Origin of the sequence: Actinotignum schaalii FB123-CNA-2, assembly GCF_000411135.1 — a bacterium.
In the GTDB taxonomy this organism is placed as follows: Bacteria; Actinomycetota; Actinomycetes; order Actinomycetales; family Actinomycetaceae; genus Actinotignum; species Actinotignum schaalii_A.
Genome location: NZ_KE150263.1, coordinates 310,594 through 324,615, shown reverse-complemented (window position 1 = coordinate 324,615; position 14,022 = coordinate 310,594). Strand labels below are relative to the sequence as shown.

General features: G+C 59.5%; 17 protein-coding genes and 1 other RNA gene. 13 read left to right on the top strand and 5 right to left on the bottom strand.

Features of this window, described 5'->3' with window-relative positions; translation table 11 throughout:
• Window positions 1-181 precede the first annotated feature (181 nt).
• The 13 genes from HMPREF9237_RS06690 to smpB all read left to right on the top strand — a co-directional run bounded on the left by HMPREF9237_RS06690 (window position 182) and on the right by smpB (window position 10,690).
• Window positions 182-1,399, top strand: a complete 1,218-nt coding sequence (locus HMPREF9237_RS06690; RefSeq protein ID WP_016442980.1) for a CpaF family protein — start codon at window positions 182-184, stop codon at window positions 1,397-1,399.
• Window positions 1,390-2,496 (top strand): type II secretion system F family protein, encoded by a 1,107-nt coding sequence (locus HMPREF9237_RS09325; RefSeq protein ID WP_016442979.1) that lies wholly within the window; start codon window positions 1,390-1,392, stop codon window positions 2,494-2,496. Before HMPREF9237_RS06690 ends, HMPREF9237_RS09325 begins: the two co-directional genes overlap by 10 nt.
• Window positions 2,497-2,510: 14 nt before the next feature.
• Window positions 2,511-3,392, top strand: a complete 882-nt coding sequence (locus tag HMPREF9237_RS06685) for a type II secretion system F family protein (protein ID WP_016442978.1) — start codon at window positions 2,511-2,513, stop codon at window positions 3,390-3,392.
• A gap of 34 nt (window positions 3,393-3,426) precedes the next feature.
• Complete coding sequence (locus tag HMPREF9237_RS06680; protein ID WP_016442977.1) at window positions 3,427-3,639, top strand: hypothetical protein; 213 nt, start codon at window positions 3,427-3,429, stop codon at window positions 3,637-3,639.
• The gene (locus tag HMPREF9237_RS06675; RefSeq protein WP_016442976.1) at window positions 3,636-4,055 is read left to right on the top strand and encodes a hypothetical protein; all 420 of its coding nucleotides are present in this window, start codon (window positions 3,636-3,638) and stop codon (window positions 4,053-4,055) included. Before HMPREF9237_RS06680 ends, HMPREF9237_RS06675 begins: the two co-directional genes overlap by 4 nt.
• 94 nt (window positions 4,056-4,149) lie before the next feature.
• Window positions 4,150-4,596, top strand: a complete 447-nt coding sequence (locus tag HMPREF9237_RS06670) for a hypothetical protein (protein WP_016442975.1) — start codon at window positions 4,150-4,152, stop codon at window positions 4,594-4,596.
• Window positions 4,593-5,006, top strand: coding sequence for a hypothetical protein (locus HMPREF9237_RS06665; RefSeq protein ID WP_016442974.1), 414 nt, complete (start codon window positions 4,593-4,595; stop codon window positions 5,004-5,006). The genes HMPREF9237_RS06670 and HMPREF9237_RS06665 overlap by 4 nt, the downstream gene beginning before the upstream one ends.
• A 9-nt stretch (window positions 5,007-5,015) precedes the next feature.
• Window positions 5,016-6,167, top strand: coding sequence for a peptide chain release factor 2 (gene prfB / locus HMPREF9237_RS06660; protein WP_016442973.1), 1,152 nt, complete (start codon window positions 5,016-5,018; stop codon window positions 6,165-6,167).
• 97 nt (window positions 6,168-6,264) lie between these two features.
• A complete protein-coding gene (gene ftsE, locus HMPREF9237_RS06655; RefSeq protein WP_016442972.1) occupies window positions 6,265-6,957 on the top strand; it encodes a cell division ATP-binding protein FtsE in 693 nt (230 codons plus the stop codon).
• Window positions 6,957-7,871 carry a permease-like cell division protein FtsX gene (ftsX, locus tag HMPREF9237_RS06650; RefSeq protein WP_016442971.1) on the top strand — a complete coding sequence of 305 codons (915 nt, stop codon included), beginning with the start codon at window positions 6,957-6,959 and terminating at the stop codon, window positions 7,869-7,871. The genes ftsE and ftsX overlap by 1 nt, the downstream gene beginning before the upstream one ends.
• Before the next feature lie 86 nt (window positions 7,872-7,957).
• Window positions 7,958-9,271: a M23 family metallopeptidase gene (locus tag HMPREF9237_RS06645; RefSeq protein ID WP_155875951.1), complete on the top strand. Its 1,314-nt coding sequence runs from the start codon at window positions 7,958-7,960 to the stop codon at window positions 9,269-9,271.
• Window positions 9,272-9,397: 126 nt separating this feature from the next.
• Window positions 9,398-10,144 (top strand): TIGR04086 family membrane protein, encoded by a 747-nt coding sequence (locus HMPREF9237_RS06640; RefSeq protein ID WP_016442969.1) that lies wholly within the window; start codon window positions 9,398-9,400, stop codon window positions 10,142-10,144.
• A gap of 15 nt (window positions 10,145-10,159) precedes the next feature.
• Window positions 10,160-10,690 carry an SsrA-binding protein SmpB gene (smpB, locus tag HMPREF9237_RS06635; RefSeq protein ID WP_016442968.1) on the top strand — a complete coding sequence of 177 codons (531 nt, stop codon included), beginning with the start codon at window positions 10,160-10,162 and terminating at the stop codon, window positions 10,688-10,690.
• Window positions 10,691-10,774: 84 nt separating this feature from the next.
• Here smpB and HMPREF9237_RS06630 read toward each other — a convergent pair whose 3' ends face one another.
• From HMPREF9237_RS06630 to ssrA, 5 genes are all read right to left on the bottom strand, one after another.
• On the bottom strand, window positions 10,775-11,257 hold the full coding sequence (locus tag HMPREF9237_RS06630; protein ID WP_039898885.1) for a hypothetical protein: 483 nt from the start codon (window positions 11,255-11,257) through the stop codon (window positions 10,775-10,777).
• Between the two features lie 162 nt (window positions 11,258-11,419).
• Window positions 11,420-12,067, bottom strand: a complete 648-nt coding sequence (locus HMPREF9237_RS06625; RefSeq protein WP_016442966.1) for a PIN domain-containing protein — start codon at window positions 12,065-12,067, stop codon at window positions 11,420-11,422.
• 5 nt (window positions 12,068-12,072) lie between these two features.
• Window positions 12,073-12,936 carry an ImmA/IrrE family metallo-endopeptidase gene (locus HMPREF9237_RS06620; protein WP_016442965.1) on the bottom strand — a complete coding sequence of 288 codons (864 nt, stop codon included), beginning with the start codon at window positions 12,934-12,936 and terminating at the stop codon, window positions 12,073-12,075.
• On the bottom strand, window positions 12,933-13,274 hold the full coding sequence (locus HMPREF9237_RS06615; protein WP_016442964.1) for a helix-turn-helix domain-containing protein: 342 nt from the start codon (window positions 13,272-13,274) through the stop codon (window positions 12,933-12,935). The genes HMPREF9237_RS06620 and HMPREF9237_RS06615 overlap by 4 nt, the downstream gene beginning before the upstream one ends.
• A gap of 91 nt (window positions 13,275-13,365) precedes the next feature.
• Window positions 13,366-13,740: a transfer-messenger RNA gene (ssrA, locus tag HMPREF9237_RS09320) on the bottom strand.
• Window positions 13,741-14,022 lie beyond the last annotated feature (282 nt).

Genomic DNA, 14,022 nt, shown 5'->3' with positions numbered 1-14,022 from the left:
CACGTGCTTGCCCACACCCCGGCCACACCCCGGCCACAGCTTGCCCGCTGCTTCTATCCACACGATCACGAAACGCATCGCTCATCCACACCGGGCGAAGCAGGGGTAATTCTTGGGCGTAGGAAACTCTAGAGTGGGAGCACCTCACCACGATCACACCCGAATATCCAGAGGAGGTGCCATGCGTGAAGCGACGTATCCGGCTTCTACGGGCCTCGCCCCGGCTCGCCCAACGCGCCTAACTGGCCGCACCCATCACCCTGCCTCCACCAGCCGGCAAGGCATTGAAGAACGGGTGCGGGAAACGATCCGGCACCGCGGAATTGATCCGCGCCGGGACACAGCATTCCTGGAAAATCTTGTGGGAGAAACCCTCACAACGTTTAATGACGAATCGGTGCGCGGAGAGCACGCAGCACTGGCGGACACAGAAAGCGTACGCTCCCACCTCATCTCCCAGTTGAGCGGATACGGGCCGCTACAAGAATTCTTCGATGACCCGCAGGTGGAAGAAATCTGGATCAATGCCCCCGATAAGATCTTTGTGGCCCGCGCCGGGGTATCCGCCCGTGTTGATCTCACCATGGCAGAACAGGATATTCACACCCTGGTCGAGCGGATGCTCTATGCCTCCGGGCGGCGCCTAGATCTTTCTACGCCTTTCGTTGATGCCCAGCTGCCTAGCGGAGAACGCCTCCACGTGACTATCCCGGATATCACCGCACGGTACTGGGCAATCAATATCAGAAAATATACAGTGCGGGCCCGCACTGTCAGCGATCTAGTCGATGTGCATATGCTGGAAACGCGGCAGGCAGCTTACCTGAGCGCAGCTATGGAAGCAGGGCGCAATATTTTGGTATCCGGATCGACCGGGGCGGGCAAAACTACTCTCTTACGTGCTCTGCTCGGCGCGGTACCGCCAACCGAACGTCTCATTAGCGCCGAGGAAGTGTTTGAGCTGGGTATCGACCTCCCCGACGTCGTCGCGATGCAGACGCGCCCGCCATCCCTGGAAGGGCGCGGCGCGGTAACTTTGCGGGACCTCGTGCGCGAAAGCCTACGTATGCGTCCGGACCGAATCGTCATCGGAGAAGTGCGCGGGGCCGAAGCATTCGATCTGCTTATCGCCCTCAATGCGGGCATTCCCGGAGCGTGCACCATTCACGCCAATAGTGCGCGGGAAGCCCTCACCAAACTGGAGATTCTGCCACTTCTCGCGGGAGAGAACATCACCCCGAACTTCGTGACGCCCACCGTTGCCGCAACCATCAACCTCGTTGTGCACGTGAGGCGGGAATCCCACGGGCAGCGCCGTGTTTCCCAGATCTTGGAAGTCGCAGGTCTCGGTCCGGACGGTAGCATCCTCACTCGAGAAGCGGGGCGATCATGGGACTAATCGTTGGAGCTGTGATTGCCACCGGAGTCCTCACAGTTATTCAAGCGCTGGTCACGTCGAATCGCTCGGGTCGGCGGGATCGCTCGGGTCGGCGGGATCGCTCGGGTCGGCGGGATCGCTCGGGTCAGCGGGATCGCTCGGGCTGGCCGAGGCGTCAAAGAAAGCCTCGCATCACGATTCCCACACGCAGGCTCGGGATGAGTGTGTGCTGCGGTCTTGGTCTGGCTCTAGGCGTCTTGCTCACCACCGGTCATCCTTTCCTTGCTGCGGCCGGAGGGACGGTGGGAACCTGGTTACCGTTCTGGCATACACGTCACGCTGGAAGAAAAGCACGGGATGCCCAGCGCCTTGCCTGGCCCGACCGCATCGATCAGCTGCTCTCCTCCCTGCGCGCCGGCCGCACCGTGCCCGAAGCTCTCCTCTATCTGGCCACCCGGCCAGATGCCTCTCCGACGCTGCGATTCTTTGCCACCCACCTGGAAACAACAGGTAGCTTCGAAACTTCCCTAACCCGCCTAAAAGATGCCTTCCGGGATCCGGTAACAGACCGGGTACTCGAAATTCTCCGACTGGCGGTGCGCTACGGTGGCCATGATCTGCCCCGCGTCCTCGAATCACTTGCGTTGTCCTTGCGCGCAGAAAACCGAGCTCGGGGAGAACTCCTGGCCCGCCAATCGTGGACCGTCAACGGGGCACGGGTGGCCGCTCTTGCCCCGTGGCTCGTTCTCCTCCTGCTCTCGACCCGGCCCGGTACTAGGGAGGCTTTCACCTCACCAACCGGGACCCTCATCCTGCTGGCTGGCTTAGGCACCACGCTTGTTGCCTACGCACTTATGACACACCTGGGTCGTCTCCCCGAAGAACACCGCGTTTTAGCCGCTGCGCCTGCACCCCGGGGAGTCTCCCCAAGGTTGTCTCCACCAGCCGGTCTCGACGCGGCATCGCCGGCGCACGCAGCAGCTAAGCCACCGTCCGCCTCGCTTATCTCATCCATATCGACTACTTCGAGTACTTCGACGATTTCGACTACCTCAACTGCCGCGAGCACGTTGCCTGCTCCGCGGTGTCCCGGTCGCGGTCGGCGCGCCGCAGGGTAGAAGGGAGCATTTTCGTGGATTTCCCCCTTCCCGCACTCACCGGTAGCATCCTCGCGGCAGGTCTCCTGCTGCTAGCCTGGTGGTGGGCTTGGCCGGGCCCACCCCTGCTCTCACGCATCACACCATATTTAGGTAGTGCTCGCCCGCGCTTGCCTCATCGCATCATCAGAATTGCCTTGCGTGGCGCGGAAAAATTTGGTTCCACTCACGCGTCGGTTGCTCGCCGCCTCCATTGTTTAGGGGAGGGCGACGTCGCAGACTTCCGCTTTGCCCAGCTACGCGCGGGAGTGCTCGCGGCAGTAGCCGGGATCGCGTTAGGGCTAGCGTGCTTAGCGCGCGGACTACCCGCGGCGCTCGCGGCCGCCTGTCCTATATTCTTCCTGCTCGGTGCGATCCTCGCCACGGACTCCCACCTCACCGCGCGCCTGCGCCAGCGCGACAACGCTATTACCGCAGAACTACCCGATATCGCCCAGCTCCTAAGCATCGCGGTAGGGGCGGGCGCCAGCATCGTGGGTGCTCTCGAATATGTTGCGAGCTTTGCCGGCGGAGCCCTGGCAAAAGAACTGCGTCGCACCTTAGGGGATGTTTATGCCGGAGATCCGCTCACTACGGCGGTACGCCACTTGAGCGACCGCGTGCACAACCCGGCGCTACACAACCTCTGCGACGCGTTGCTAGCCACCCTCGCCCACGGATCTGCACTCACCGATACCCTGCGTGTGCAAGCAGAAGAAGCACGGAACTATGCCCGCCGCCAGCTCCTTGAACGCGGAGGCCGGCGCGAAATCCTCATGATGATTCCCGTTGTTTTCCTTATCTTGCCGTTCGTCGTGGTTATCGCCCTTTATCCGGGGCTGACCCGACTCACTTTCCTTCCCCTCACCTCACCGTAAACCGGAAATACTCAGCTCATGAAAGGAACCACTCATGCCCATGCCAACCCACAGCGCGCTTATCCACCCTGATATATCACCGGCAACATGGGCCGGTCCGGATCCCCGCGAACGCGGGGACGTGCCCGGCTGGGTGCTCGTCACCCTCATGACCGTTGGCCTAGTTCTCGCTATCTGGGCGGTAGCCGGGCCTGCCCTCACGAACCTCTTCTCGACCGCCATCGAACGCATATCGAGTTTTTCATGAGGAAGATACGCGATGCCGCACATTCCCCTGCCGAACGCGGGGCCGCGGTCGTGGATTTCTGCCTCTTAGCTGGGATAGTGGCCCTTGCTGCCCTGGCGCTCGCAGTTCTCGGATCCCGCCTCTTCGCCATCGAACAGATACGTGATTGTGCGGCGCGAGCCGCACGCACGGGAGCGGTGCGCCACCTGAACTTGTCAGAGGTGGCACGGCAGGCCGAGTCAGACATCGGCGCCCGCCTGCCCGGGTGCCAGTGCACGGCCAACGCGAGCACGATCCGCATCGGGAGCGAAGAATTCCTCCGGGTAGAGATCAGCGGAAACTATTCCTCAATCCTGGGAACCAGCCGGGTTCGGCTACACGCCCATGCGCACGTGCTCGACACAGATGCCACCACCCCGCGGCGGGCCAGCCCGTAACTCGCTACCTGACGCAACTAGCCAGCTGTCACGACTCGCCACCTGTCGCAATCCGCGACTTGTCGCAACCCACCACCCGAAAAGGAGCACCGGTATGAAGCACCCTCGCCTTCCTCTCCCGCTGATCGACAGCGAAGAAGGAAACGGCACCTTGGAAGCCCTCGCGGTACTCGTCATGCTAGTTTTGCCACTCCTCATCTTCACCGTGGAAAGTGCCGGGATTCCCCGCGCGCGGGCAGTAGCCGCCCGGGCGGCTCAGGAGGCAGCTCGCAGTTTCGCAACCGCGGATAGTACAGCGGCCGGAACCGCCCGCGCTCGGGCGGTTGCCCACGCAGTTGTGAGCGACGCCGCCATAAGCGACGCCGCAGCGAACACCTCACCACCGCAGATCTCCTGCTCCGCGCACCCGTGCCTGACCCCGGGAGCACGCATCACCGCCACCGTGGAAGTATCCGTGCCGCTTGTTTATATCGGGCGGGCCGTCCTCATCGAGCAAAGTGCTTCCACAACCGTTGATCGTTTTCGAGAGGCGCGGCCGTGACCGCCCCGGCGAAAGCTCCCACACCTCGCGAACGCGGCAATATCCTCATCCTGGGCCTAGGAGTCTGGGCGGTCAGCGCCATCCTGTGCCTGGGGTTCATCTACCTCACCACCGTCCTCACCGCTCGGCATACACTCCAGGGACAGGCCGATTCTGCCGCGCTCGCGATCAGCCAAGAGATCGCACAGGAGTGTTACTTCAGTGCTGCATCCCTAGCCGATTGCCATCCCAGCACCGCCACCGTGCGCCAGCTCGCCGCCGCAATATTTCCTGCTGATCACGTGCTGCCAGATACCGGCGCGGATAGCGCCGGCGTCGTCGTCGCTATAGAAAAAACCGTGCGGTTGCCGGTAGTGGACTTGCCCGTTTCGATACGCGCGCAGGCCCGGGCGCGCCTTGACCTGAGGTAGCCTTATGCCGTGAGTGATTTTTCCGAACGTCTTGACCATCTGCGTAGTGTTTTTCACCAAATCGAAGCGGTGACCGATGTGGAGGGCCTCACCGCGCGCATCGCCGCGCTGACGGAAGAATCCTCTGCGCCCGGGCTCTGGGATGATACTGCTCGCGCTCAAGAAGTCACCTCGAAACTCTCCCACGCCCAAAGTGAACTGGAGAAACTCGAGACCATGCGCGCGCGTATCGAGGATGCCGGTGCACTCCTCGAAATCGCCCAGGAAGAAGAGGTTTCGGATCCGGCTTCGGCTCGGGAAGTCTACGAAGCGCTCGGTGAAGAAATGACAGGCACTGAAAAAGCGCTGGAAGAACTCCATATCCGCACTCTGCTCGCCGGCAAATACGATGAGCGTGATGCCGTGGTGACCATTCGTTCCGGGGCCGGGGGAGTGGACGCGGCCGATTTCGCGCAGATGCTCCAGCGCATGTACCTGCGGTGGGCCGAACGCAGCGGTTACGCCACCAAAGTGCTCGATACCTCCTATGCCGAAGAAGCCGGATTGAAATCCACTACCTTTGAGGTGAGCGCGCCCTATGCCTACGGCACTCTTTCGGTGGAAGCGGGAACCCATCGGCTGGTGCGTATCTCGCCTTTTGATAATCAGGGCCGGCGCCAAACTTCTTTCGCTGCCGTCGAGGTTATTCCGCTTATCGAACAAACCGACCATATCGATATTCCCGATACCGATATTCGCATTGATGTGTTCCGTTCCTCGGGGCCGGGCGGCCAGTCCGTTAACACCACTGATTCGGCGGTGCGCATCACCCATCTGCCCACCGGCATCGTGGTATCGATGCAGGATGAAAAATCGCAGATCCAAAACCGGGCCGCGGCGATGCGGGTCTTGCAATCGCGCCTACTCCTTCTCAAACAGGAAGAGGAAGCGCGCGAAAAGAAAGAACTGCGCGGAGATATTAAAGCCTCGTGGGGGGACCAGATGCGGTCCTACGTGCTCCAGCCCTATCAGATGGTCAAGGATCTGCGCACGGGGTACGAATCGGGGAATACTGACGCTATTTTCGATGGCGATATTGACGGCTTCATCGACGCCGGTATCCGCTGGCGCGCTACCGGTGAGAAAGCGGGAGAAAAGGCGGGCGATAACGTGGGGGAGTGAACCGCGGGAGTTTCGCGGATCGTGCGGCGCGTCCCGCGCGATTTCGCGGCCTGTTCCGTAGGGTAAAGCACGATAGTAGTAATCTAAGGGCAAGTTTATGATCACATTTACCAAGGTGACGAAGCTCTACCAGAAGGGCGCGAAACCTGCGCTGGACTCGGTGAGCGCGGATATTGACCGCGGCGAATTCGTTTTCCTCGTGGGCCCCTCCGGTTCGGGAAAATCAACGATGCTTTCGCTCATCAACGTTGCCGAACGGCCAACATCCGGAAAAATTGAGGTGCTCGGTAAGGATCTCGCCACTGTTTCCCAGCGGCGCGTTCCTTTCCTGCGGCGCCGTATCGGTACGGTGTTCCAAGATTTCCGGCTCCTTCCCGATAAGAACGTGCACGATAACGTGGCACTCGCGCTTCAGGTCATCGGGGCTCCGCGCCACCGCATCCGCACCGAAGTTCCGGAAGTGCTGGAAATGGTGGGCCTGGACGGCAAGGAACGCCGCCGCATGAACGAACTTTCCGGTGGGGAACAGCAGCGCGTGGCTATTGCCCGCGCCATGGTCAATCGCCCGGAAATCCTCCTCGCCGACGAACCGACCGGCAACCTGGATCAAAATACCGGGCTGTCGATTATGCGCCTCCTGGACCGTATCAACCGCTCGGGCACCACGGTGGTTATGGCCACGCACGATGCCAGCGTCGTCAACCAGATGCGTAAACGCGTGATTGAGCTGGCCAACGGCGTGATCGTTCGCGATCAGGATCGCGGCCAGTACGGAGGAGGGCAACACTAATGCGCAGTCGTTTCGTCCTGTCCCAAACATTCAAGGGACTTATCAATAACAAGGCGATGGCTGCCTCGGTTTCCCTCGTCACCTTCGTTTCCCTCCTTTTTGTGGGCGCGGCAGCGCTACTCCAAACCCAGATCAGCCACCTGCGTGCCGATTGGTACAGCCAGGTGGAAGTCTCGGTGTTCATGTGCGCGGCAAATGACGCCACCGAACCATGCGCAGGTAACGAAGCCACCGAGGAACAAATCAAAGCTATCGATACCGCCCTGACCACCGAACCGCTCGCGTCCCAGGTGGAGCGCTACGAATTCGAAACTAAAGAAGAAGCCTTCGCCAATTACCGCGAACAAATGGGCGATTCGGTCTGGCGTGACACCGTCACCGCCGACCAAATGCAAGTTTCCTTCCGCGTCAAACTCCACGACCCGGAAAAGTACCAGGTGCTCGTGGAAGACCTCGGCAACCGCCCCGGGGTGCAGAGTGTGTACGACCAGCGTGAACAAATAGAACCGGTTTTCGCCACCCTTAATCGCTTCACCGCGATTGCCGGCGGGCTGGCCGCGGTCATGATCCTCACCGCGCTTCTCCTCATCCCCACCACGATCCGGCTCTCGGCAATGTCGCGGCGTAACGAAACGGGGATTATGCGCTACGTGGGCGCCTCGAATTTCTTCATCGAACTGCCCTTCATCCTCGAAGGAATTATTGCCTCGCTTGTCGGCGCTATTTTTGCGGTCGGTGGGCTGTGGCTGGCAGCGAAATTCCTGCTCGAGGATTGGATTTCCCAGTCGCTGCCGTGGATTCGGGTGATCGGCGTGAGCGAGGCCCTCCAGGTGGCACCCTGGCTGCTCATTGGTTCAGTGCTGGTGTCCGGCTTGGCGTCCTGGATCGCTTTGCGCAGGTACGCACGCGTATAACGGAGGTGGGGCGACGGCGCCGCGGCGTCGTCGCCAAGCCTAACGGTACGGTCGCTAAAAGAGATACATATAGGAAAGGTGAACCGGTGAGAATCGGGAGCAGACGATGGTTGGGGGCGCTGGCTGCGGGGGCGCTGGGCGTTGCCGGGTTGGCGACGCCGGCGCGTGCCGATGACCGCGACGACCTCGTCCGCCAGCAAGAACAGCAGGAAGCCGAAATTGAGAATCTGCGTTCTTCCCTCGAGGGAGTGGACGTGGATCTGCAAAACGTTTACCTCAAGCTGCAAGAAACGCAGGCGCAGGTTCCCGGGGCGCAGGCCGCGTTATTGCAGGCGCAGAACGACGCCGCAGCAGCCCAGCGCGAACAAGAAAAAATCGGGGCGCGCCTGGATGCGGCCAAGGGCGAGCTTGATTCCATCACCACCTCGATTGCGCAAGGTGAGAAGAAACTGAGTGAAACTCGCGATAACCTCGGCGAGATTGCGCGTTCCGAATATCGCGGTGATAACCGGGTTTCCACCGTGGAGCTTCTGATCGGCGCAAAATCAAGCGCGGATTTCTTCAACGCGCTATCCGCGAACCAGGCGATTACCCGGGTGCAATCCCAAACTCTCACCGACGTGACCCAAACAACGGCGGCGAACCGGACCCGTGCCCAGCGGCAAAAGGCAGTACAAGGGGAGATTTCCCAGCTCAAGAGCCAGGCGGATGCCGCGGTAGCGGAAAAGAAATCGAAAGAGGCAGCCGCCGCGGCCCGCACCAAGGAACTCGCGGACCTGGAAGCTTCTGTCACCCAGCAATCCCAAGCTCTGGAAGCTCGGCGCGGGGAATTCCAGAACTCGCTGTCGGCCATGAACGCGGCCCGCGATGATACCGCCGCGCAGATCGCCCGTATTGACGAAGAAAACCGGCGGCGCGCCGCGGAAGCAGCAGCCCAGGGCGGCGGGGGAGGTGCCCCGGCAGCGCCCCCGGCAGCTTCGGGTGCTCTCATTCCGCCAGTGCCGGCCCCGCTGTACGTGACCTCGCCCTTCGGGATGCGTGTCTACCCCTTCGATGGCGGCTGGTGGATGCACGAAGGCGTGGACTTGCGTTCAGCCTGCGGTAATCCGCAATATGCGGCGGCTGCTGGCGTGGTCGCGGCGGTACGCCCCGCCTCGGGTAACGGCACACACGGCAACCAGGTCATCCTCAACCTCGGCTATATTAACGGCTCGTCCTACGTGGTGGTTTACAATCACCTTTCCGGCTTCAATGTATCCGTGGGGCAAAGCGTGGGCCAGGGCGATGTGATCGGTTGGACCGGCATGACGGGCATGGTCACCGGTTGCCACGTACACTTTGAAGTGTGGCAGGACGGCGTGGTTATCGACCCGATGTCCCTGCCTGGATTCTACGAATAGCGTGCGAGGCAGCCCGGCTTAGGGCGGCTAGCCCGACGCCCCGGCATTTGGCCATCCTGGCACGTTGGCTATCCCGGTGCGCTGGCGTAGCCAAGCGCGCAACCACGAATCGACGAAGAGGATGTCATGACACAAGCACACGGCTCGACCGATCCCGCTCCCACCACCGACGCAGCCTCAACCGCACGTGACACCGCGCCGGGCGTTTCTAGTACGACGACGCCGCAACGGCCAAGCAGCTTGTCTAGTGCGGAGAAGCCGGCCGGGGAAGCTGCTCAGCCCGGAGTGGACGGGTCCGCTACCCAGCCGGGTGCCGCTACCCAGCACGGGGACACCGAGAAGGTAGTTCCAGCTGGTGAGCGCGCAGATGATTCGACCTCCGCGGAAGCATCCGCGCCGGCGAAGAAGAAGCAGAAAACTGATGTGAGCGAGTATTCGCGCCGGCAATTGGAGAAGCGCTACGCGCGCGGGCAGCGCAAGGCAACCGCCTACGAGGTGCTCACCGGTGTTTTGGGATTGGTGCTTGCCTGGTTTGTGTGGGATCGGGCTGCTCTCACCGATTCTCCTTACGCGGTGGGAACGCTGCTTTTCGCGGTCGGTTTCGCGGCGCTCATTGTGTTGGCGATGGTACGCCGCATGATTAATACGATTTCCACGCGGCGGGGGATCGCGGTAGCCGGGGTAGCTACCGGCGTGACTACTTTTGTTATTGGATTGATTATCACCTTGACGGTGAATACCGATGCGGCAGCTGCGCCGTCGTTCTTCACCGATCATCTGCTGGACGTGAGCGCGCCAGCGGTGGTACTGCTGGCCGGAACCCTTGTTTTTGTGTGGTTCCTCATCACTGACCGGCGTGAGCTCAAGGATTAGAACGGAGAAGCCCGAGTGGCGAAGAAAAAACAAGGAAAGCTGAGCGCGGCCCAGCAGGCGAAAGCGGCGGCCGATGCGCATCAGGTGATCGCGCGCAATAAGAAGGCGCGCCATGATTATTTCATTGAGGATACCTTCGAGGCAGGGATGTCGCTGTCTGGAACCGAGGTGAAGGCGCTGCGCATGGGCCGGGCCTCGCTGGTGGACGGCTGGATTGAGGTGGATCGCGGGCAGGTGTACGCGCACGGGATCAATATTCCGATTTACGCGATGGGGACGTGGACGAATCACGCGCCCACCCGCAAGCGGCGCCTGCTGTTGCACAAATCGGAGATCGAGAAGCTGGCGCGGGCTGTCGAGGCGAAGGGCTATACAATTGTTCCCCTCGAGCTATATTTCGTGCGCGGGCTGGCTAAGCTGGAAATCGCGGTGGCTAAGGGCAAGCAGGAATGGGATAAGCGCGAGACGATTCGCCGGCGCGAGGCGGATCGGGAGGCGCAGCGGGCGATGTCTGCCGCCCGGCGCCGCGAAGGGTTGGTACGGTAGCGTTTCCGCGCAATGAGTGGCAAGGCTTGAGTCCGTATATCGCGAGACTGGTGAAGTCGCCCCGTGACGGTGCCGCCTCTTGGACTACCGCAAACCGTTCACCGAGATGACCAGTCGGACGGTACGGTCCGCATGCATTGCTTTCATGAAGGTTTTACTTGGCGTGATGTAGTCGACGAACCACGCATCACCATTGTTCCAGCTTTTCGCGGGCAGGGTGAGGATTGGCGAATATGCGCAGAAGTTATCTCGAAGTTCGCCGAGAGTTCCCGCTGGGGCACTGCCGAAGGCAATTACGTTATTCCGATTTGTATCACTTTGCTTGTATACGCCGATATCGACATTCTCGAGCAGAGTGCAAGTGCCGTCCCCATTATTTTTTGAGTTTCCAAAAGGTGTTTTATCGATGATGCTCACCTCAAGGCTTTTACCCTTGTATTTATTGAATGTGGCCGTTGTTGTGGGAGTCGGGGTTGCCGTTGGTGCTGATTCTTTGGACTTACTAGTGGTGCCGCACGCGGTGAGAGCGAGGGCGGCGATCATGGTTAAGATAATCTGCCGTTTCACACCCTAATTTTAGTTGTGGTTCCCTGAGCTGGGCGGTGCTACAGGTCCCGCAATATTCCTCCTTGGTACGGTGCACTTATTCTTTTGGCCACATAGACAGAAATCTCGAGCGCTTAAGGAGTGATCGGCCGTCACTAACAGAGCTCGCCGCGAAGCTGCCACCTACTGCGGATCATCCGAGTGTGATTCTCCCGGCCAGGGTGGCGATTTGGTGAGACCGGTAGCTTTGATGTCTTTCGGTAGCGCTTCATCTAAAGACGCCATCGCATGGTATTTTTTGATGAATTCGGCACGATTCTTAAACCCGCCCCGTTCGATTGCCCACTGCAGAAGAGTGAGAGTGGTGGCATGTGCTATCGCACCGCCGGGCACATGGAGCCCCCGCTGATGCTGGATCATGAGCAAACGAGCCTGTTTCTTGATCAGGGCAGTTCCATTTTCCTCATCGCAAACGATGACAACTCTTTCCCCGGATCTCGCTAGAAGAACACCGTGCAAGATGGCCATATTCTCGCCCCTATCCTTCGTAAGGGAGTACATATCGTCAAACTCAACTCCCAGAACATCGCGACAACATTGCTGCAAATCCTCTGTTGGAGCATCCGAGATAATGCGTTTGAACCGTCCCGGAAATCTTGGCCATGTCTCAGCAGCTCGTATAAATTGAGAACGACGTTTCGGAGTGTCGTAGATTTCAAATTCCACAGCTGCCGGTATGTGCACAGGGTTACCACCCAGTGCTTTCACGAGCTGTGGTACACAATCTGTGGCGAAGAATTTAAAGATCGGCCCCGTGTCGAGAATATACATCGCAGCTATCCGCCCGTTGAGATCGCCAGCTCCCGGGTGGTGCGGCCTGATTCACCTGTCAAAAGGGCCAATTCCTCAGCACTTAGTTCCGCACCGGTATCGTGAGGGGCAGTAGCCGTAATATCCGGCGTCTCAACTGGAATGATTCCAGCTGCTCGCAACTCTTTGAGCAGAACGTGGTAATCATTTCTTCCTGTCAGGCGCGCTATAGCGGCTGGGCCAATGGCACCCCATCGATAGCCTTCAATCGCCCGAGCAAGAAGTTTCTGAGGGGCGCGCGGTTGTTGTGCCAGTGCAGCGAGGAGCTTGTATTCGGTCAACCATCCAAATTGCGCGGCAAGTGAAGATGCGGGAATATCACTCCATTCTTCACATGTACTCTGGTCGATAACACCATTCTCACGAAGCTGAACGGCAGCGTCCGCCGGCGAAACCAGGTAGCTGTGAACAAGATCCGATAACACAGCTAGAGTGGGTTCGTTTCTCTGCGTGATATCAGCTACAGTTTCTGCTGGCATAAGGAAATGCCGAGCGAAAGCATCTGCCTGATGCTCCCGCGGAGTACCTGTACCCCATTCCCGCGAAGCGCTCATGTGGCGGTCAAGATGCCCTAGCCGCAGATGGCCAAGTTCATGAGCAAGCGTAGAACGTAGCTGCATGGGCTGATCCGTACAACCCACCGCAACAAGCCGCTTATTTTCCCAGTCCACCACCATCCCGTGCCCAGGTGCGGCACCAGCAACAAACGCGACACCAACGTTCATAACGCGTTCAAGTAGCTGGGTCACGCTGAGAATCGGGGCGGATCCTAAATCGTGTTCCTTGCGGAATTGCGCAGCGGCTTTCCGGGCGATTTCTTCGTTGCTCATGCCGCCTCCGGAATCCCAATATCGTCAAGGCGCCGGGCAAGACCAAGAGCGTAGACAAGGTAATCATAGAGACCCTCAGCGCCCGCGGTGTCCGTACGGCCGGCATAACAGACCTCACTCTGAATGGAGTCCGTACCTCGTAGATGATCAACCAGAACTCCGCAGGCGTCAGCAATAAGGGAAAGCTCAATGAGAGTTGCCGGACGCTCGCCCGCTTCTATCCGGTGGATTGTGGATTGGGACAGGCTCGAACTTGCAGCTAAATCGCGCTGCGACATTCCCACGCACGCACGCGCGGCAGCGATGCGCTGGCCGATCCTAGTTTCACTAGCACTCATACTGAATCACTCTCCCCACAATTTGATTCTACAAGAACTTCCGTGCAAAAGTAAGCACCCGCGCCGAAAAATCGGAGCGGGTGCTCATCATAAGTGGAGATGCCGGGAATCGAACCCGGGTCCGACGATAGCCAAAGGAGTATTCTCCGGGCGCAGTTCGTTGATAGTTATTTTCGGCTCCAGGGTTCCACACGAACCAGGCCCTGACGAACCTATCTATGTTGGTGTCGCGAGCACGCCCGTAGCAAACGTACTCACCAGTGGCTTTCTCAACGATGCTGAGGTCTAGGCGGAAAGCACACCTAGTTCAGCAGATTTCGCAGGTCGCTTAGCTTAGGCAGCGAGGGCGAAATCGGTGCTCTTGTTCTTGGCACCTATTGGTTTGCAGAGAGCGTTATCGAGGTGACTCTACATCCTCGGCCCGCTTCCCTCCGACTAACTACCGCCGTCGAAACCGATCATCCCCGTATGCTGTTATCAAACAGTTCCACCCGCTCGGCATTCAACGCCGGTAACGCGGTGGATTCACTAGTCTACAACGCGACCGCCGCGCGCGCTATTCCCGCCGCTATGTAAAGAGGTACGAATTCTATTTCGGAGTATGAATCTGTACCTATTTTTGAATTCTTCACGTCGATGTATTGGAGAGGGGAGGGTCAAGTCCTGGTTAGTGGTGTATCTGTGTTCTCGAATCATGATTGTCATTCTCTGGTTTCGATACTAATAAGGACTGGATATCAGACACAGG

What these genes read in the sequence shown, in the direction of transcription:
- HMPREF9237_RS06625 (WP_016442966.1), bottom strand. Translation starts at nt 12,067, where the DNA reads ATGTATATTCTCGACACGGGGCCGATCTTTAAATTCTTCGCCACAGAT.
- HMPREF9237_RS06680 (WP_016442977.1), top strand. Translation starts at nt 3,427, where the DNA reads ATGCCCATGCCAACCCACAGCGCGCTTATCCACCCTGATATATCACCG.
- HMPREF9237_RS09325 (WP_016442979.1), top strand. Translation starts at nt 1,390, where the DNA reads ATGGGACTAATCGTTGGAGCTGTGATTGCCACCGGAGTCCTCACAGTT.
- HMPREF9237_RS06690 (WP_016442980.1), top strand. Translation starts at nt 182, where the DNA reads ATGCGTGAAGCGACGTATCCGGCTTCTACGGGCCTCGCCCCGGCTCGC.
- HMPREF9237_RS06615 (WP_016442964.1), bottom strand. Translation starts at nt 13,274, where the DNA reads ATGAGTGCTAGTGAAACTAGGATCGGCCAGCGCATCGCTGCCGCGCGT.
- HMPREF9237_RS06675 (WP_016442976.1), top strand. Translation starts at nt 3,636, where the DNA reads ATGAGGAAGATACGCGATGCCGCACATTCCCCTGCCGAACGCGGGGCC.
- HMPREF9237_RS06640 (WP_016442969.1), top strand. Translation starts at nt 9,398, where the DNA reads ATGACACAAGCACACGGCTCGACCGATCCCGCTCCCACCACCGACGCA.
- HMPREF9237_RS06670 (WP_016442975.1), top strand. Translation starts at nt 4,150, where the DNA reads ATGAAGCACCCTCGCCTTCCTCTCCCGCTGATCGACAGCGAAGAAGGA.
- ftsX (WP_016442971.1), top strand. Translation starts at nt 6,957, where the DNA reads ATGCGCAGTCGTTTCGTCCTGTCCCAAACATTCAAGGGACTTATCAAT.
- ftsE (WP_016442972.1), top strand. Translation starts at nt 6,265, where the DNA reads ATGATCACATTTACCAAGGTGACGAAGCTCTACCAGAAGGGCGCGAAA.
- HMPREF9237_RS06620 (WP_016442965.1), bottom strand. Translation starts at nt 12,936, where the DNA reads ATGAGCAACGAAGAAATCGCCCGGAAAGCCGCTGCGCAATTCCGCAAG.